This is a genomic window from Brevibacillus reuszeri, assembly GCF_001187725.1.
Lineage (GTDB): Bacteria > Bacillota > Bacilli > Brevibacillales > Brevibacillaceae > Brevibacillus > Brevibacillus reuszeri.
Map to the genome: position 1 here is coordinate 64,015 of NZ_LGIQ01000001.1, position 19,274 is coordinate 83,288.

The 19,274-nt window shown below is 44.8% G+C and carries 17 protein-coding genes; 16 read left to right on the forward strand and 1 reads right to left on the reverse strand.

The features are described from left to right. Positions 1 to 22 precede the first annotated feature (22 nt). From ADS79_RS00310 to ADS79_RS00320, 3 genes are all read left to right on the forward strand, one after another. Positions 23 to 1,471, forward strand: coding sequence for a sigma-54 interaction domain-containing protein (locus ADS79_RS00310; RefSeq protein WP_049736426.1), 1,449 nt, complete (start codon positions 23 to 25; stop codon positions 1,469 to 1,471). A 307-nt stretch (positions 1,472 to 1,778) separates the two neighbouring features. Next, entirely contained in the window at positions 1,779 to 3,224 is a 1,446-nt protein-coding gene (locus ADS79_RS00315; protein WP_049736427.1) for a sodium/proline symporter, read from the forward strand. A gap of 16 nt (positions 3,225 to 3,240) precedes the next feature. Then, the gene (locus tag ADS79_RS00320) at positions 3,241 to 3,987 is read left to right on the forward strand and encodes an acetoacetate decarboxylase family protein (protein WP_049736428.1); all 747 of its coding nucleotides are present in this window, start codon (positions 3,241 to 3,243) and stop codon (positions 3,985 to 3,987) included. Between the two features lie 201 nt (positions 3,988 to 4,188). Here ADS79_RS00320 and ADS79_RS00325 read toward each other — a convergent pair whose 3' ends face one another. Then, the gene (locus ADS79_RS00325; protein ID WP_049736429.1) at positions 4,189 to 5,583 is read right to left on the reverse strand and encodes a TraB/GumN family protein; all 1,395 of its coding nucleotides are present in this window, start codon (positions 5,581 to 5,583) and stop codon (positions 4,189 to 4,191) included. A gap of 253 nt (positions 5,584 to 5,836) precedes the next feature. On the opposite strand from ADS79_RS00325, the gene ADS79_RS00330 reads away from it, so the two are divergent. From ADS79_RS00330 to ADS79_RS00395, 13 genes are all read left to right on the forward strand, one after another. Further along, entirely contained in the window at positions 5,837 to 6,424 is a 588-nt protein-coding gene (locus ADS79_RS00330) for a TetR/AcrR family transcriptional regulator (RefSeq protein ID WP_049736430.1), read from the forward strand. A 1-nt stretch (position 6,425) separates the two neighbouring features. Then, on the forward strand, positions 6,426 to 7,511 hold the full coding sequence (locus ADS79_RS00335) for a DUF418 domain-containing protein (protein WP_049736431.1): 1,086 nt from the start codon (positions 6,426 to 6,428) through the stop codon (positions 7,509 to 7,511). A gap of 284 nt (positions 7,512 to 7,795) precedes the next feature. After that, positions 7,796 to 9,016, forward strand: coding sequence for an amidohydrolase (locus ADS79_RS00340; protein ID WP_049736432.1), 1,221 nt, complete (start codon positions 7,796 to 7,798; stop codon positions 9,014 to 9,016). A 70-nt stretch (positions 9,017 to 9,086) separates the two neighbouring features. Next, positions 9,087 to 10,304: an amidohydrolase family protein gene (locus tag ADS79_RS00345; RefSeq protein WP_049736433.1), complete on the forward strand. Its 1,218-nt coding sequence runs from the start codon at positions 9,087 to 9,089 to the stop codon at positions 10,302 to 10,304. A gap of 363 nt (positions 10,305 to 10,667) precedes the next feature. Next, positions 10,668 to 11,123: a tellurite resistance TerB family protein gene (locus ADS79_RS00350; RefSeq protein WP_049736434.1), complete on the forward strand. Its 456-nt coding sequence runs from the start codon at positions 10,668 to 10,670 to the stop codon at positions 11,121 to 11,123. 286 nt (positions 11,124 to 11,409) lie between these two features. Continuing rightward, complete coding sequence (locus tag ADS79_RS00360; RefSeq protein WP_049736436.1) at positions 11,410 to 12,615, forward strand: HpcH/HpaI aldolase/citrate lyase family protein; 1,206 nt, start codon at positions 11,410 to 11,412, stop codon at positions 12,613 to 12,615. Next, a complete protein-coding gene (locus tag ADS79_RS00365; RefSeq protein WP_049736437.1) occupies positions 12,548 to 13,924 on the forward strand; it encodes a phosphoribosyltransferase family protein in 1,377 nt (458 codons plus the stop codon). Before ADS79_RS00360 ends, ADS79_RS00365 begins: the two co-directional genes overlap by 68 nt. Before the next feature lie 75 nt (positions 13,925 to 13,999). After that, positions 14,000 to 15,097 carry a cysteine protease StiP family protein gene (locus ADS79_RS00370; RefSeq protein ID WP_049736438.1) on the forward strand — a complete coding sequence of 366 codons (1,098 nt, stop codon included), beginning with the start codon at positions 14,000 to 14,002 and terminating at the stop codon, positions 15,095 to 15,097. Then, complete coding sequence (locus tag ADS79_RS00375; RefSeq protein ID WP_049736439.1) at positions 15,094 to 15,900, forward strand: HAD family hydrolase; 807 nt, start codon at positions 15,094 to 15,096, stop codon at positions 15,898 to 15,900. The genes ADS79_RS00370 and ADS79_RS00375 overlap by 4 nt, the downstream gene beginning before the upstream one ends. 161 nt (positions 15,901 to 16,061) lie before the next feature. Next, entirely contained in the window at positions 16,062 to 16,670 is a 609-nt protein-coding gene (locus ADS79_RS00380; protein WP_049736440.1) for a TerD family protein, read from the forward strand. Positions 16,671 to 16,715: 45 nt separating this feature from the next. Further along, the gene (locus ADS79_RS00385; protein WP_049736441.1) at positions 16,716 to 17,297 is read left to right on the forward strand and encodes a TerD family protein; all 582 of its coding nucleotides are present in this window, start codon (positions 16,716 to 16,718) and stop codon (positions 17,295 to 17,297) included. A 36-nt stretch (positions 17,298 to 17,333) separates the two neighbouring features. Continuing rightward, positions 17,334 to 17,918, forward strand: a complete 585-nt coding sequence (locus ADS79_RS00390) for a TerD family protein (protein ID WP_049736442.1) — start codon at positions 17,334 to 17,336, stop codon at positions 17,916 to 17,918. 68 nt (positions 17,919 to 17,986) lie between these two features. Continuing rightward, positions 17,987 to 19,219 (forward strand): TerD family protein, encoded by a 1,233-nt coding sequence (locus ADS79_RS00395; protein ID WP_049736443.1) that lies wholly within the window; start codon positions 17,987 to 17,989, stop codon positions 19,217 to 19,219. Positions 19,220 to 19,274: the final 55 nt, after the last annotated feature.

The following is a 19,274-nucleotide window of genomic DNA, read 5'->3' on the forward strand; positions in this document are numbered from 1 at the left end:
AAGACGAGAGGTGAAAGATAGCATGGAGGATCTGAGAGGGAAATCAAAGCAATGGGAGCAAATTTTTTCGGTTATTCGTGAAGGTGTCTTGGTCGTCGATTTGAATTTGCGGGTCACCTATGTGAATGAAGCTGTACAAAATATCGGGATTTACCCGGAGAAAGTGATTGGCGAAAACATTTTTCAAGTCTTTCCAAATCTGAAGCAGGAGCACAGTCATTTTGTAAAAGTATTGGCTACAGGCCAACCGATTACCGACAAAGTGCTTACCTTTGTTACCTATCGCGGAGAACGAAAAACGACGCTTACCTCTACTTTTCCTCTCTATGAAAATGGGGTGTTGACCGGTGCTTTTGAAGTATTTCAGGATATATCTGCGATAGACGAGCTATCCAAAAAAATCGTGTTTTATCAAAATAAAGAACGCCAGGTTGATCCTCAAAACAAGAAGCCTGCTGTGAGCTCTATGTATACCATTGATTCCATCATTGGAAATAGCCGTGCAATAGAAGCGCTAAAGGACAAAATTTCCTTGATTGCGGACAGCTTCTCGCCTGTACTTCTATATGGCGAAACGGGGACGGGGAAAGAACTGATTGCTCAATCCATTCACACCGCTTCTGCAAAGAAAAACGCTCCGTTTATCGCCCAAAACTGCGCTGCCATCCCTGAAAGCTTGCTGGAAGGCATCCTGTTTGGTACGGAAAAGGGTGGATTTACAGGAGCGGATAGCCGGCCGGGACTTTTTGAACTCGCGAATGGCGGAATTTTATTTTTGGACGAGATTAACTCGATGCCTCTTTCCCTGCAAGCCAAACTACTGCGTGTCATCCAAGAGAAGAAAGTGAGACGGGTCGGCGGGCAAAAAGAAATCGATATCGATTTTCGCATTGTAGCGGCAACCAATGTGAATCCAGAGGTGATTTTGCAAACGGGTGAGATGCGCTCGGATTTATTTTACCGCCTCAACGTTATCTATCTGGAGCTGCCTCCCTTGCGGAACAGAAGAGATGACATCCCGCTGCTCATTGATCACTATATCGCTTATTACAACGCACAATTTAACAAAAAGGTGCAGGGAGTCAATCAGGAAACGATGAGCTTTTTTATGGAGTACATGTGGCCTGGGAATATCCGTGAATTGCGCAACATGATAGAGAGAGCCATGAACATGCAGGAGAGAGAAGTCATTCAACTGGAGGATGTGAATCTGGGAGCGCTGTTCGGTGTCTCCTCCATGACAGCCTCAGCACTACCCGTTGAAGGCCGCAAGCAGCAAGGCTCGCTTAAAGATGCACTGAAGGAAGTAGAAGTGGAAATGATCAAGCAAGCTCTTTTGGAGGCAAAGGGGAATGTCTCAAAAGCTGCGCGCAAATTGGATATTCCGCAGCAGACGATGAATCACAAAATCGATAAATACACGCTGCGTCCGTTCATTTATCAGATGAAGCTAAGTGCTACTCAAAAATGAGTAATTACCGAATGTTTTGCTAGTTGAATGGGTGATCCATGCACAAGTCCCCCTATGTATTTTATGAAATCAGGGGCTTGGTGTTGGCATGACTGTTGCTTTATTTCTTTTGATAAGAAGGGAGGAGCTGAGGGGAGCAGTCTACCTGTAAATCAAATGGTGACTCATGAAAAGGATGCGGGGGTGTAAGAATGAATAGTTCTCTTCCGTTTATCGGTTGGTTTCTGTATGTGATTGTTCCAGTCTCTACTTTAATCATCACTGCAGTGATTTTACTCATGATTAAAAAGAGGGAGGAGCCCACGAAATGATCACTACCTTTGTTGTTTATCTCGTTCTCGTTTTCCTCATTGGTTTGTTCGCGGAACGCTATATGTCCAAGAGCGAAGAGGGATACTACCTTGGCGATCGCAACTTCGGGCCAGTAGCGACTGCGATCAGTGCGGGGGCGACGGATACGAGCGGCTGGATTTTTATTGGAGCGGCCGGTTACTCGTATGTTGCGGGAATCTCGACGATGTGGATGCTGCCTGGATTTGTCGTCGGCTATTTTATTAACTGGTTCGTGGTCGCGCCGCGTTTGCGAAGGTTGGGGGCCGAATACAATTGCCTGAGTATCCCCGATTTTTTTGAAAAACGTTACGGCTCTAATTTATTGAAAATTACGTCAAGTGTCATCATCGCTATCTTTTTTATCGCCTATATGGGCTCGCAATTAACAGCGGCAGGAAAAGCTTTCCACACGATCATCGATATTGACTACAACACAGGGCTGATTTTCAGCGCGTTTTTTGTCCTTGCCTATACCGTTTTTGGCGGGTATCGCGCAGTCGTTTGGACCGATGTGATTCAAGGCTTCATCATGATCATGGTTCTGGTCACATTCCCGATCTATATGATCATCAAGCTAGGGGGATGGGATTCGTTTTTTGCCCGGCTTGGTCAGCTTGATCCGGTGCTATTGACACCTGCCGGAGGATCAGTTGGCGCTGCGGCTTTTGGTATCATCGTTGGTCTCGTAGGCTTCGGACTGGGGGAACCAGGCCAGCCGCATATCATTCAACGTTTTCTTTCGGCCAAGGATGACAAGAGCATCCGGGAAGGGACCTTTATCGCCATGGTATGGGTCATCATTGTGATGATGGGCTCCAATCTGCTCGGTCTCATCGGACGGATTCTGACTCCGAGTCTGACTGATCCCGAGTATGTATTTCCACAGCTCGTCATGGAAACGATGCATCCGATCGTGATCGGTGTAGTCTTGGGTGCCATTTTTGCGGCGATTCAATCCACATTCTCATCTCAGCTGATGGTGGCTACACAGTCACTCGCCAGCGATCTTTTACGCAGCATTTCGAAGCGTGAGTATACCAATAAACAGGTTATTACGATCAGCAGAATCACGATGGTGATTCTATCGATTCTTGCAACTGGACTTGCGCTTATGGATATCCAAGCGGTTTTTACCCTCGTGCTTTATGCCTGGGCAGGATTGGGAGCCAGCTTTGGTCCGTTGATTATTTTGGCGCTCTATTCGAACGCAGTTACGAAGTGGGGAGCTTTCTGGGGAATGATCTCCGGAACTGTAACCGTTGTCATTTGGAAAAGCACACCTTATTCCGTGTATCTATATGAAATTATCCCAGGTATGCTCGTCTCTACTATCGTGATTCTGGCTGTCAGCAAATGGACCTCAGCCTCGAAACGTAAGTCGATTTCGGACCAGGCAAAGACCGGCATGATCAATCGATAAGAAGGGGGATTCGAGAATGAGTACCTATGTAAAAGCGCATGGAAACAATATTCCGATTCAAGCACCGTTGATTCCAGACCCTTTTGTTCCGTATACGTGCAAAGGATATCGTTCCGTTTTCGCTTTATGTGAGGCAGATGAAGCGATCATTCGCAAATATTTGGAACCCACACCATTTGAATATATGGTCAACCAGTTCATCGTGAGCGTGAGTGATTTTAGTAATTGCGACAAGGTGGCTTTCATGGATTGCGCGATTGTCATTCCTGTGAAGCATAAAGATCGCTACGGCGGCTACTACCTGTTCGAGTATGAAAATGACGATTCAGCCATTGCAGCAGGCAGAGATCTGTGGGGGTATCCGAAGAAATATGCCGACATCAACTTGCGAGAAGAGGATGGCAAAGTGAGAGGGCAGGCGGTTCGAAAAGGAAAGGTCATTGCCCAGATCGAGTGTGACCTGACACAAACCATACCGAATCTCGTCCAACCGCAGACCTATCCGCATCTGAATTTGCATGTTGTGCCGAGGCCAGACGGCAAGGGGATCGCTTCCATGAAAATCATCTCCAGAGATACGTCACCGGATTTTCAGCTCTTGAGTGAGAAGCTTGGGAAGACGACAGTGCACCTGCAAGGCTTGCCCACTGATCCATTGGATGAGCTACAGCCAGTAAAGGTACTTGGCGGGGGAATGATCGTTGGAGACTTTTACGCCACGGAAGAGAACGGTTGGGGACAAGTGATCGAGACGTTGATCTAGAACGACATTGCTGCAAATGAGGTGAATGTGGTGGGACGTTTACAGGATCGTATCGCTGTCATAACAGGTGGTTCCTCGGGAATGATGAGTCCTCTTTTGTGACAGGAATCAATTTATTTGCAGATGGTGGTTATACGGCACAATAAAAGGAGCTGCCCCGCTTTTACGAGGGGCAGCTCCTTTGTGTGCACAACGATTCGACTACTTCACAAATTCAACCTGATAGCCTTTTTGCTTCAACTGGTCGATGATCATATCTTTCAAGACAAAGTGTCCTGCGCCAACCACTACAAAATAGGTGGACTTGCCTTTTTTATCGAGCAAGGCAGCTATCTTTGTCGCCATGTTTTTGTCGCGTTCGCCAAACAAGCGTTTTGCGCTGTCGCTTTCTACGAAATCCTGAGAGGATGTAAAGGATTTGGTAAAGCCATCTACATCGCCTTTGGCCCATTGCTGCTGCCATTTGGTGAATTCATCAGCGTTCTTTTGCTGCGCCGCCGTTGGATTCAAAATGGCATCGAGCGCGTCGTTCATTTCTTTTTCTTGAATGTTCATCGGAACGTTGTTGAATACATCTGATTGAAGCTTTAAGCCTTCGAGCTCTTCAATCGGTTTATCGGTAAGCATTGCGCTTTGCAGGAAATACATATCGACCCCCAGCGTAGCGGCTTGGTTCATATCTTCTGGTGAGCTAACAAGAGAGGACATGGACAGACTGGTGGTGATTGCCCAAGGCTTAACCGTTTCGAAAGCCTGCTTCGGAAGACCCAGCTGGTCTAACACCTTCTGAAGCTTTTCATAGGTTTCTTTGGAAATATGATCTTCCAAGGTCGTGCCATCTGTCAGCATCATGGAGTCGGTAAAATATTTCATGTCTTCTGGATTGGCGGATGCCATGTTCACTTCGACAAACAGGGAGTCGGATGCTGTAAATGCTTCTCTGACCTCTTTGCTCAGCGGGTACATGTCCGGATTTCCCAAGTGGATGGAGCCAAGCAAATAGAGCGTGTTCTCGCCCTTGGTCGCTTTCCAGAGAAGTCCTTTTGCTCCGGCTTGTGCTGTATCGTAGGCATACGCGACGAGTCTGCTAGCCAGAACAGCGGCTTGTTCCGTGGTGCTTGGCTGATCCAACTGAAGGCCGCGAGGAGTCCCCTGAACAATGCCTTTCTTTTGGAGGTACTCGTTTGCGGAGTATTTATCGATCTCAAAAGCTTGAGGCAATTCGTACTGTGTAAGGATTGCATATAAAGTGCGAGTCACAGTCTCTCTCGTAATTGTACCTGCTGCTGGTGAAGCGGGCAGGGTTCCCTTTTTCTTCAGTCCCAAGCCATCCAGCTTCTTCGTCGTATCTGCCACTAATGCTTGGAACTTGTCTGTGGTAATCGGCTTTTGAAAAGTCCCGTCATAATACCAGGAAAGTGGGAATATGCCGTATTTTTCGCCTTCGTGTAGGGTTGGAATCGACCACTGGCTAATCGAAGGAGCTGCAGGGACCTCGTCCGCTTGTACTGTATAGACGCTTCCCAGTATCGTCGTTAGACCGAGGACACCACTGGCAATCAGGCGACTAAAGCTGCTCCATTTTCTAAGTTTCATGCAGAAATCTCCTCTCTTGTAAAAATCTCACTCATTATAGCTTACTCTTGAGATTATAACAAACAGATATAGGAAAAGACGGATTTAAATGAAAAAATCGAGACGCTGGCATTTGGGCACATCTCTGGTGATGATGTCCTTTTTTGTGAGCCAAAAGTTAATAAATTTGCTACCTAACGTTAGGTAGAAAGTGGTAAGGCGCGGTGATAAGCTTTGAAGGCAACGAGTAACAGAAGCAAGAGGAGGATAAGGCATGAGCAAGAGTAACGAAACGCATGCTTCCCTGATTCAGGTTAGCTATTGCTTGTTTGCAGAGCATGGAATCGCAAAGACCACATACACGATGATTGCCAAAGAAGTAGGGATCGCCAAGCCGTCGATTTACTATTACTTTGATTCAAAGGATGCGCTCATCGTGGGCGTGTTTGATGAGCTTTGCAAGGGGATAGAGTTTGCGGCATTTTTCGATCTCGAGCAATTTACAGAGGACAATTTTGTAGAGAGCCTGATTGCTATTGGTGCAAAAATGATCGATGAGCAAGACAAAGACCCTTATTTTACAAGGGTTTTACAGGAATATATGCTGCTTGCGACCAGAAATCAGGATTTCAGCAAACGACTGCTAGCTTTGCAAAGAGATTATTTAAGCGGGTTTGAGGCTCTTCTGGAAAAGGCGAGTACGCTTGGTCTGCTACGAAACAAGGACAACCTCACAGCGAAGGCGCACATGCTTGCTTTGATTCTGGATAACATCGGGCACTTTATGATGTTTGACGAGCAGATTGACTACAAGCAAATCTGGATCGAGGCTGTATACAGTTTATTTACGAGGGATGAATAGAATGGGAACGAAACAACGAATTATCGGATATGATTTCGCCAGAGCCTGGGCAATGTTCGGGATGTTAATCGTTAATTTTAACGTGATTATGGGTGCTGGAAACAACGGTCCTGCGTGGCTACGCGCATTTACTTCTCTGTTTGAAGGGCGTGCCTCCGCATTATTTGTCATCCTGGCGGGTATCGGAATCACGATGATGACGAAAAGGGCTGTTGCCAGCAGTGATCAACATCTCGTAATGGAAAGCCGCAAAAATATATGGAAGCGATCTGTGTTTCTGTTTGTGCTCGGTCTTCTGCTGTATACGCTGGAGTGGACCGGAGATATCCTGCATTACTATGGCGTGTACCTCTTTTTAGCTGCCTTTCTCATAGTGGTGAATCCAAGATGGCTAGTGGGACTCGCCCTTGGTTTTTTAGTAGTAGCCCAGTTTCTGCAGCTGAGATACAACCCGTTTGAAGGCTGGGCAGGGCCTGTTCCCTTTATGAATTATGCGGACTTTTGGTCGGTAGAGGGCTTTGCACGAAACTTGTTCTTTAACGGCTATCATCCACTGTTTCCCTGGTTCTCGTTCTTTTTGATCGGGATGTGGCTGGGAAGGATGAATCTGAAAGAGGGGAGGACAAGAAAAAGGCTGCTGCTGGTTAGCGTAGTGATTACGGCGGTGGTAGAGGTGCTCTCACGAGTCTTGATTCACATCTCGACACCTTGGATCGGTCCAGAAGCATCGACCTTTTTGTTCAACACAGGCCCTATTTTGCCAAACGTGCTATATATTTTGTCAGCGACAGGAACGGCTATTGCAGGCTTGATTCTGTGCTTGTACGTCACCGAAAGATGGGCGGGCAGTCGGGTGGTTACGGCGATTGTGCATACAGGGCAATTAACGCTGACTCACTATGTTAGTCATGTGGTCATAGGGATTGGGTTTTTGATACTAATCGGCCGTTTTACGAATCAGCCACTGGCTTTTGCCTTGACCTATTCGGTTTGTTTCTTTGCTTTTAGCATTATGGTCAGTATTTTGTGGCGTAAGAAATTTTCACGGGGGCCGATTGAGTGGGTGATGAGGAAAGTGACGGGATAGATTAGACGGCTGTATCCAATATAAGCAGGAGAGGAGCTGTCCCCGTATCTCCTTGAGAAACGTGGAATAGACCGTCCGGTGCAAGGGAGGGATCTATTCCTTTTCTTTTTTCAATCACTTCTTTCATCAATAATTATCAGAAAAATATAATAAATAAAATCAATTTGGACAAATTGTAAAGATGCTGAAAATAGACGTAAAGATTATGCAAACCAATCAAGGTGATATCCTTGATAATAAATAGGATAGAGTCGGAAGATTGAAAAAGAGAGGATGAATGAAGGATGAGCGCTAACTATTGGCTAACCAATGTTCGCTTGGAGACGGGCTATCATCGCGAAGACGGCGTTGTTACCGGGACAGAAACAGCTTTATTTCACCTTTTGATCAGAGACGGAAGGTTCGCATCCATTGTTCCGGCCAGTGAAACATTGACAGATGGATTAGAGCAAAAGGACGCGAAAGGAAAATTGGCGATCCCTTCCCTGATCGAAAAGCATGTCCATCTGGACAAGACGCTGCTGGGGGAAAAATGGCGAGCGGTTATTCCGGCAGCGAATGTAATTGAGCGGTGTGAAATTGAAAAGCGCATCCTGCCAGGACTGGCTACTTCAACAAAGGAGCGCGCCGAAAATTTCCTCGCCCTCTTGCTCTCCTATGGCTCCACACATGTTCGGACGCATGTAGATATTTATCCTGAAGTTGGTATCTCCAATCTGCATGGAGTCAAAGAGGCGCTCGCTACGTTTGAAGGCCGCTTGACCCATGAGATGGTTGCGTTTCCACAGCACGGGCTGCTACGTACCAAAGCAAAGGAGCTGGTACGGGAAGCTCTGCGCCACGGTGCTACACACGTAGGCGGCGTAGACCCTGCAACTGTGGACGAGGATATCGAGGAATCGCTGTTTCAGATGGTCGACATGGCAGTAGAAGCCAAAGCGGGCATCGATCTTCACCTGCACGATATGGGGCACTTGGGTACATTTACGATGAAGCGTTTGGCTGCCATGATAGTCGATGCTGGGTTGCAGGGCAAGGTCGCGATTAGTCACGCGTTTGCCTTAGGCGATATTCCCGTGAGTGAAGCAGAAGAAATGGCAGCGATTTTGCGCGAAGCGGGCATTAGTATTATCACGAGCGTACCCTACTTTAGAGTGATTCCGCCGGTTCCGGTGCTGCACAAAAATGGCGTAGAGGTAGCGGTCGGATGTGACTGTGTGTTTGATTCCTGGCAGCCGTACGGGAACGGGGACGTGCTGGAACGTCTATGGCGTCTGGCGGAGCGTTCTCGCTGGCTGGATGAGCTGTCACTCTCGCAATCTCTGCAATTTATTACAGGTGGCAAAACCACATTGGATGTGGAAGGCAAGCAGCTGTGGCCTGCGCCTGAGGATGAAGCGAGCCTGCTGCTCGTAGAAGCAACCTGCACTGCCGAAGCAATCGCCCGCCGAGCAAAGCGGAGCGCAGTATTTTTCAAAGGTAGTCTGGTGTCTGGACAGGTGTAGTCTTCGAAAACATTTGGAATGTAAGAGAACGGCACCAGTTATTTTCATAGAGAAAGGGTGTACGAAATAGATGTCTACAGCATATTGGATGACAAACGTCCGCTTGGAGAGCGGCTATCGTGTGGAAAATGAAAAAGTGGTGGCGACAAATACCGAAACCGCCCATTTGTTGATCGAGGATGGTCGTATCGCCCAAATCGTTTATGGAGACATGCCACAGAACGAGCTTCCTACACAGAATGCTGGCGGACTATTGGCTCTGCCGTCTTTTCGCGATATGCATATTCACATCGACAAAACGTATTATGGCGGTCCATGGAAGGCGGTCACTCCGGTTAAAAATTTGCTGGGACGCCTGGAGGAAGAAAGCAAGCTGATGCCAAAGCTGTTGCCAACAGCGCAAGAACGTGCGGAAAAAATGCTGGATTTGCTGTTATCTGCAGGCTCCACGCAGATTCGCACCCATTGCAATATCGATCCTTATATCGGTTTGAAAAACCTGGAGGCGACGCTGGCAGCCATGGAAACGTTTAGCGGCAAGCTCCAGTGTGAGGTAGTTGCTTTCCCGCAGCAAGGACTTCTGCGTAGCAATCAAGTGGAAAACATTCGCCAAGCTTTGAAAATGGGGGCTACTTTCGTAGGTGGGGTGGACCCAGCAACTGTAGATCAAAACATCGAAAAGTCGCTGGCGACGATTTTTGAGCTGGCTGTAGAAGCTGACGCACCGATCGACGTTCATTTGCATGACCCGGATCATCTAGGGATTTTCACCTTCAAGCGCCTCGCCAAAATGACAGAGGAAGCAGGCTGGCAAGGTCGCGTAACAATCAGCCATGCGCTCGCTTTGGCCGACATCAGCTTGGCAGAAGCGGGAGAAGTAGCTGAAATGCTGGCCGGACTCGGTATTTCCATTACCTCGACCGTGCCGGTGAACCGTGCGACAATCCCGATTCCGCTTTTGCGTGACAAGGGCGTATCCGTATCGCTTGGTGATGACAGTATCACCGATCACTGGTCCCCGTTTGGTCGCGGTGACAGCCTAGAAAAAGTGGGAGTTCTGGCGGAGCGCTTCCGTATGCAGGATGAGGGTTCCTTGTCGCAGGCACTTGGATTTATTACAGGCGGCAAAACACCGCTTGATAAAGAAGGGAACCGCATGTGGCCAAACGTAGGGGATGAAGCGGATATTGTATTCGTCCATGCTGCATCGTCCGCAGAGGCAGTGGCACGCAGAGCGAAACGCCAGGCAGTCATGTTCCGTGGAAATGTCGTGTCGGGTGCGCTATAAGACAGTAAAAAATAGATAGTAGAAGAGGAGGCGAAACCACTTGGGTTTTTGCCTCCCTTTTTTGTGTTCAGGTCTGCTCAATCATGATCGGCAAGCTAGTGAGTGTAAAGCCGTCATTTACTCGATGAACGAATTTCATTGCCAGTCAATGATTGTCACCAGTAATCTGCCCTGTAACTGCAAAGCTTACCCACTAGATCAAACCATACCGAAGTGTAAGCAGATAGAATACAGACTCAATCCTATATATAGAAATGAACATGTTATATGGAAAAATATCAAATTTTTTGTTAACTGCTGTCGAATGAGGTATGATAATGCAGAAAGTAAAAAATGTTAAAATTTACATGGAGGTAATGCGGCATGTCAATAGCAGGTACGTTTACCAACTGGTTGAAATCAACAAAAGTTGGGTTGCAGGATCAAGTGAAAAAGTTTCAGAACAGAGATTTTCTGGATGCAGTAGTAGCGGGCTGCGCATTGGTAGCAGCCGCCGATGGAAGTATTGATTCTTCGGAAAAACAAAAAATGGCTGCTTACATCGGAAGAAGCGAAGAGTTGAAAGTTTTTAACATGAATGATGTCATTGCGAGATTTAATCACTTTGTTTCTGGATTCGAATTCGATCACGGCGTAGGCAAGATGGAAGCTCTGAAAGTGATCGGAAAGTATAAAAATAACTCGGACGCTGCGCGAATTGTTGTCAGTGTTTGCTGCGCAATTGGAGCAGCAGATGGTCATTTCGATGAACAGGAAAAATCCGTTGTTCGAGAGATTTGTGCAGTTGTTAATCTCAATCCAGCAGAGTTTCAGTTATAAAAAAGAAGGGCGCCTGATCGGTAGCCCTTCTTTTATTTTACTATTAGGCTCCAAATAGATTAGAAATTGAGAGAGAAAAAATGACATTGTTTTCGCAATTTTTGTCAAAATTTAATTCGTTTCATATCGACATTTTTATTATACTGGAAATAGTAAGGGATATTTACAGTTGTTTTCTCTATTGGATGCAATGTTATCTAAATGTTTATAGATTCCAGATAATAATGATGTGGATAAATGAGGAAAGGGGGGAGAGTTTTTACTACTGCAGTAAAAACGTTGATGTATGAGACATTTCGATTATTTGAGTATAGAAGAACGCGACGAATTATTTTATGGCAAACCGATCTCGTTCAATAGAAACACGGAAAAGGATATCCTCTCCTATAGTTTAGGGGCCACTTTGTATACGCCAGCAACGAAGGCAACGATCTCTCAAGATATTGTACAAAAGAAGCATGAAGGCCTTGTTTCAATGGTGGCTTGTTTGGAAGATGCAATTGGTGATCATGAAGTCATGGATGCGGAGCAAAGCATACTGAAACAAATTGCTACCCTGGCATATTCGCTACAACTCGGTGCAATCGATATCAACGACGTTCCTCTGATCTTCATTCGGGTTCGGGATGTTGCCCAAATGATACGGATGGCAGATGCGCTAGGTGACGACCTGTATGTGCTGACCGGTTTTGTTTTTCCAAAATTCACAAGCAAAAATGGCGAAGAATACTTCTCTGCCCTCCAATCTATCAACGCTCCTCTTTCCTTTACAGTATATGGTATGCCTATTCTGGAATCGGCTGAGGTTATTTATAAAGAAACGCGGTTGGACGAGCTTGTTTCGATACGCCAAATTTTAGATAAATATGAAAATCTCGTTTTGAATGTCCGAATGGGTGCTACTGACTTTTCAAGCCTATTTGGGTTGAGAAGGGGACCAGATGTCACTATATACGATATTTCAACGATTCGGGATTGTATTAGTGACATGGTCAATATTTTTACCCGAACCGAAAAAGGGTATGTTCTCTCAGGTCCAGTTTGGGAGTACTTCACAAATGGTGATCGACTTCTAAAGCCGCAGTTAAGACAGTCCCCCTTTGAAAAGCAGCTTGGCGGCGTACAAGGAAGAAAACTGAGATTAAAGCTTTTAAATAAATTTGAAGATGGACTAATAAAAGAAGTGCTCCTGGATAAAGAGAATGGATTGACAGGTAAGACTATTATTCATCCAAGTCATATTAAGATCATTCATTCTCTTTCTGTTGTTAGCCATGAAGAATATGAGGATGCCATGAGCATTCTACAGAGTAATTCCAATGGCGTACTGAGAAGTCATTTTTCCAACAAAATGAATGAAGTTAAGCCTCATACCAATTGGGCGAAAAGAGTATTGGTGAAGTCAAAAATTTACGGGGTGTATCATGGGCACATCAACTTTATCAACCTCTTGGCCAAATCCTCCAAGATACAGCTTCAATATTCTCGATAGTTTGAAAGTGGAAGTGGTCGTGGAGAAGAATCCATTTGAGCTTCCACTAGAGCTGCTTTTTGGAATGGCAGGAAGAATTAACAAGAAGAGAGGTTTTTTATTTGTAAGTAAGGTGCTGGGCAAGCATATTCCAGTCATTCCTGCGGTGTCATTAGTGAGTGGTGCTTTACTGGGCGCACGATTATTAGAGAACTACTACGGCCAACAGGTAGATACTACGACACTCGTTGAGGGCTTGATGAATCAAGAGATGAGTCAAGTGGTCCACCAGCAACTGATACAAAAACCATTTGAACTACCTGAGCATGTACTTTTCATTGGCTTTGCAGAAACTGCAACAGCACTTGGTCATTCCATGTTCAGTTGTTTTCAGAACAATGCGCACTATATCCATACAACAAGAGAGGTAATACAGGATTTCCAGCCCAGTATTACCTTTGAAGAGGAGCATTCTCACGCGGTGGCACAACGGATGTACCTAAGCGATGATAGCTGGTTAGCTACGGATGCTCCCATTGTTTTAGTAGATGATGAAATCACAACAGGGAAAACAGCGCTCAATATCATTCGCGAAATTCAAATGAAATATCCTCGCAGTCATTACATAGTAGCATCATTGTTAGACTGGCGATCTGATGAGGATTGCAAACGGTTCGAAGAGTTACAAAGCGAGTTAGACATTACGATTACGAATGTTTCCTTTGTAAAAGGACAAATCAAAGTAGAGGGAGCCCCTGTTGAAAAAGCTGAAATCGAGAAAAATAGTTGCGCTGAGCAAAGTAGGGGTACTTCTTCCATCATAAAAATTGAAGCTGCAAAGTGGCCACAAATGAACTATAGCTCGATAGATTCAAGGGGCTGCTCTAACAATCGACCGTATTTGATGCAAACCGGGCGTTTTGGCATACAGAGCTCGGATCAATACGAACTCAATACATATTGCCGACAAATGGGAATAGAACTTAGGGCACGTCGAACCGGGAAAGCACTGTGCATGGGGACAGGCGAGTTTATGTATATTCCGATGCTGATCGCAGCGCACATGGGTGATGATGTTTGGTACCAGTCGACGACAAGGAGCCCGATTTATCCTTCTAAAATGGATAAGTATGCTGTGAAAAATGCATTCTCCTTCCAGTCTCCGGAAGATCCACTTGTATTGAATTTTTGTTACAACATCCCTGATGATTGTTATTCAGACGTGTTTGTATTTTTTGAGCGAGGGACGACAGAAGAGCGACTGCTCTCCTTTTATACCGTACTGAATAATCTTTCCATTCCCAATAAATATGCCGTATTCTTCGGATAAAGGTGGCGTAAACTCTTGAAATTACATTCATTACAAAAAGGGGTAGAGAAGCGAAGTATCCAGGAGCCTTCACCAATGGGCAGCTACCCTTCAGATGATGTGACGTTTCTGCTCAAAGAGATAAGCGGATTGATAACAGAGACAGGGACAGAGGATCGAGAGGAATTAATACAAACGGGACATCACTATTCTGAAATGTTACCTATCGAGTATCGCCCTACTAAAGAATATATCGAATTGTTTCATCAAACCTTGCAAAGCTCTGCCAAAAAAGTCGCATTGGCTGTTGCAATCGTAGCTGAGCTAATTAAGGCAACCAAAGGGAACAATGTGGTGATTGCCTCACTCGCCAGAGCAGGAACGCCAATCGGTATTTTAATCAAAAGATACCTGGAATCGATTCATCAGCTTCACGTTCCCCACTACAGCATCTCTATCATCCGTGGAAAAGGTATCGATGAGAATGCCCTTTTGTATATGTTAGAAAGGCATCCCGAGGCCAAAATTCAGTTTGTGGATGGCTGGACTGGAAAAGGTGCGATTACGAGGGTGCTGCGAAAGGCGATTACAGAGTTCAATGAAAAAAGAGGAACCCAGCTCGAAGACGATTTGGCAGTATTGGCTGACCCTGGTCATTGCGTGAGCAAATTTGGAACGCGTGAGGATTTTTTGATCCCGAGCGCATGTCTGAATTCTACCGTCTCAGGTTTAGTCAGCCGAACTGTTCATCGCCAGGATTTAATTGGACCAATGGACTTTCACGGGGCCAAATATTACCGTGAATGGCTGTCAGAAGACGTATCCAATCTCTTTGTTGATTCGATCTCTAGTTATTTTCACGAGTTGGCAGATACGGCAAAACAGCAGTGCAGCATGCATTTGATTCAAGATGAGGAGCAATGGATTACTTGGAGCGGTGAACGTGATGTGCAGCGAATTCAACAGGACTATAAGATCGATGATATCAATTTAATCAAGCCTGGTGTTGGGGAAACCACTCGTGTACTTTTGCGAAGAGTACCTTGGAAAATCCTTGTGAATCGAATGGATAATCCTAACTTAGCCCATATTCTTTTACTGGCCAATGACCGTGGAGTGCCAGTTGAGGAGCGTACAGACCTTTCTTACTCTTGCTGTGGAATTATTCGTCCACAGAGGGAGGAAAAAGAATGATCTTCGCCAGTGATCTGGACCAGACGTTAATTTACTCGGAGCGCTTCTTAACGGACCCGTCACTGAAGGTACGCTTAATCGAGAAGCTGGATGAAAAACCGATTTCGTATATGACTGAACGGGCGCTATGCTTGCTGGAGGAAATCAACAAGCACATGTTGTTTATACCGGTAACCACACGAACAATCGAGCAATACAACAGAATTACGATCTTTCAAAATGAGCTGAAGCCGAAGTATGCAATCACTAGTAATGGTGGCAATATCATCTGCAATGGGGCAGTGGATGAATTCTGGAACAAGAAGATTCGTATGCGCATAGAGGATGAATGCATCTCTATTACGGATATTTTGAAGCAGTTTGAAGATATAAAAGGATCAGACTGGATTCTAAATGAAAAATCGGCAGAGGATTTGTTTTATTATTTCATCATTGATCGTCAGAAAATGCCCACGGACGAGTGGGATGGATTTGTACAATGGATGGAGCAAGGAAACTGGACAGTATCTATCCAGGGACGAAAGCTTTATTTTGTGCCAAGAGCTGTGAATAAACGCGATGCTGTTCTTTATGTAAAAAGTGTCGAGGAACGCAGTGAGCTGTTCGTAGCAGGTGATTCTTTGCTCGATTTGCCATTGGTGTCATGCACGAGTAATTGTTTGATCCCTTCTCATGGTGAAATTTATCATCTAGCGAAACGTTCAGAGGAAGGTATGTCTTTTCCGTTTACTGCGCAGACCGGAATTCTCGCATCTGAGGAAATTCTTGAATGGGTTATCCAACAGATGAAAATTGCAAAATGAAAAATTCCATCGATGCTTTCTGTCAAAACATAGTCATAAAACGTCGATTTTACAGGATTCGTGTAGAAGTTTTGGTATATTTATGAAATAATGGTATAGCATGAATCGTTTTACTCCATTGCACTGATTTGTAAATTTTCAATAGAGTGGGGAGGTAGAGCATGTCAGTAGTTAGTTTGCAAAAAGGACAGAAAATCGATCTGACAAAGGGAAATGCAGGATTAACGAAATTGCTGGTTGGTCTGGGCTGGGACCCAGTCAAGAAAAGCGGCGGTTTTCTCGGAGGAATTTTTGGTGGTGGCGGCAACGCAAATATAGATTGCGATGCTTCTGTAATTATGCTTGATCAGAATGGAAAAATAACTAAAGAAAAAAACCTTGTTTACTTCGGCAACAAAAAAAGTCAATGCGGCAGCGTAGTACATTCTGGAGACAATCTCACCGGAGATGGTGAAGGTGACGATGAACAACTGAATGTAGACTTGAGCCGGGTACCCAATGATGTACATAAATTGGTGTTTGTTGTGAATATTTACGATTGTGTAAGCCGTCGACAAGATTTCGGGATGATTGGCAATGCGTATATTCGCGTAGTTAATGCTTCGAACAATCAAGAGCTGTGTAAGTTTAATCTAACCGAAAATTATTCCGGAAAGACGTCATTAATTGTAGGAGAACTGTACCGTTACAATGATGAATGGAAATTTTCGGCGATTGGCGAAGGAACGACAGACACAGCTATCTCCCAACTTGTAAGAAGATATAGCTAATTTTGAAGCTTATCACATCTATGAAAAAATAAGGAGGTTTTTAACATGGCAGTATCTTTGCAAAAAGGACAGAAGGTAGATCTCACGAAAACAAATCCTGGTCTGGTTCAAATTCATGTTGGTTTAGGTTGGGATACGAATAAATACGATGGTGGACAAGGTTTTGACCTCGACGCGTCTGTATTTCTTTTGAACGATGCAGGTAAAGTGCTAGATGACCAGCATTTTATCTTCTTCAACAACGCAACTAGCCCTGACGGTTCAGTTGTGCACTCTGGTGACAACCGTACTGGAGAAGGTGAAGGCGATGATGAAGTAATTAATATTGATTTGTCCAAAGTAGCTGCTGGTGTTCAAAAAATTTCTTTCGCCATCACGATTTACGATGCACAAGCTCGCAATCAAAACTTTGGTCAAGTTTCCAATGCATATGCCCGCGTTGTGAACCCTGCTAATAATGAGGAACTGCTTCGTTATGACTTGGGTGAAGACTTTTCAATCGAAACTGCTATCGTAGTCGGCGAATTGTATCGTAATGGTGGCGAATGGAAGTTCAGTGCGATCGGATCTGGCTACAAAGATGGATTAGCAGGATTGGCTCGCGATTTCGGAGTAAACATCGGTTAAAACCTTCAATATGACAAATGAAAGGATTGAATTTCTATGTCAGTTATTAGTTTAACCAAAGGTCAAAAAATTGATCTCACTAAAGGCAACCCGAATTTGACAAAAATCGTTGTTGGTTTAGGTTGGGATACAAATAAATATAGCGGCGGGCATGATTTTGACCTAGACGCTGCAGCATTCTTGCTGCGTGCAGGTGGCAAGGCTAGTGGCATTCAAGATTTTATCTTTTACAACAACCTTCAAGGTGGAAATGGATCCGTTGTCCACACTGGCGACAATCTGACTGGTGAAGGTGATGGAGACGATGAGCAAATCAAAGTAGATTTGAAAGCCATCCCAGCAGATATTGAAAAAGTAGCTGTTACGATTACCATTCATGAGGCTGATGTTCGAAACCAAAATTTTGGACAAGTATCAAATGCCTTTGTACGTATTGTAGACGAAACAACCGGCAGTGAAGTTCTGCGCTACGACTTAGGAGAAGATTTCTCTGTAGAAACGGCGATCGTTGTATGCGAATTGTACCGTCATCAAGGTGAGTGGAAATTTGCCGCTGTAGGAAGTGGTTTCTCTGGTGGTTTAAGAGCACTAGCGAATAACTTTGGTTTGCAAGTTTCATAATTCATAGAAGGGTGCTAGTAATTGCGCTAGCACCTGTTTTCTGACCTTTGGAATAAAGGGTGATCGAAATGGGAATCACGACGATTAAGGGACAAAAAATAGATGTAACAAAGACAAATCCCGGACTATCCAAAACTACCATTGAATTGAGTTGGGCTTCCAATAACGGGCATGATTTGGATGCATCCGCTTTTTTAGTTGGAGCCAGTGGGAAAGTTGACCGAGATGAAGATTTTATTTTTTATGGCAATCCCCGATCAATGAATGGCTCTGTGTCACTTCAAACAGGATCAACGGAAAGACAGCTGTTTGATATTGATTTGGCGAAGGTCCCAACTAACGTAGAAAAAATAGCCTTTACACTTACCATATATGATGCAATTGCACGTAATCATTCATTTAATCGTGTTTCAAATCTTTGTCTTCGTGTTTTACATGGTTCTACTAAGGCTGAAATTATTCAGTTTCCGCTCGATAATTTTACGATTGAAAATGCAATTGTGGCAGGAGAGCTATACAGACATCAAGGACAATGGAAATTCAATGCGATCGGCAGTGGCTTCCATGGTGGTCTGGCTGCTTTGTGTGGCAATTTTGGAATCGAGGTAACCCAAGAGAAAACACAAGAGCTGGGAGCATCCGAGACAAAGCCAAAACCTGCACCCAAACCCGAACCTGTCGTGTCCACTTCTCCCCCCATTTCGATTACAAAAGTAGAGTTAAAGAAAAAGGGAGAGGCCATTAGCTTAAAGAAAACTTCAACAAATCTTGGGGAGATTTTGGTTAACCTCAATTGGAATAAAGGCACAAAACAGAGCATGGGCTTTTTGGGTCGAAGTAAAGGAATTGACCTTGATCTCGGCTGCCTTTATGAAATGTCGGATGGAGAAAAAGGATGTATACAAGCGTTGGGCAGAAGATTTGGTAGCTACAGCGGTTTTCCCTATATTTCATTGGATGGGGATGATCGCACGGGTACTCGTTCAGAAGGTGAAAATCTGCGTATCAACGGAAATAACGTCAAGGACTTTGAACGAATCTTGATCTACGCTTATATTTACGAGGGTGTTGCAAAATGGGCGGAAACCGATGGAGTGGTGACCATTAAGCAAGCTGACAATCCAGCCATCGAAGTGAGAATGGATGTACATGACCGTAATAAAGTGATGTGTGCCGTAGCGATGATTGAGAGACAAGGTGATACGTTCAATATCAGAAGATTGGTTGATTACTTCTCCGGTCATAGTGAGATGGACCGTCACTTCGGTTGGAATATGCGTTGGACAAACGCTTCGAAATAACAAACGATACAGTCGGTAATTGTAGACATCATTGGAAATGGAGTGAACTGTATTT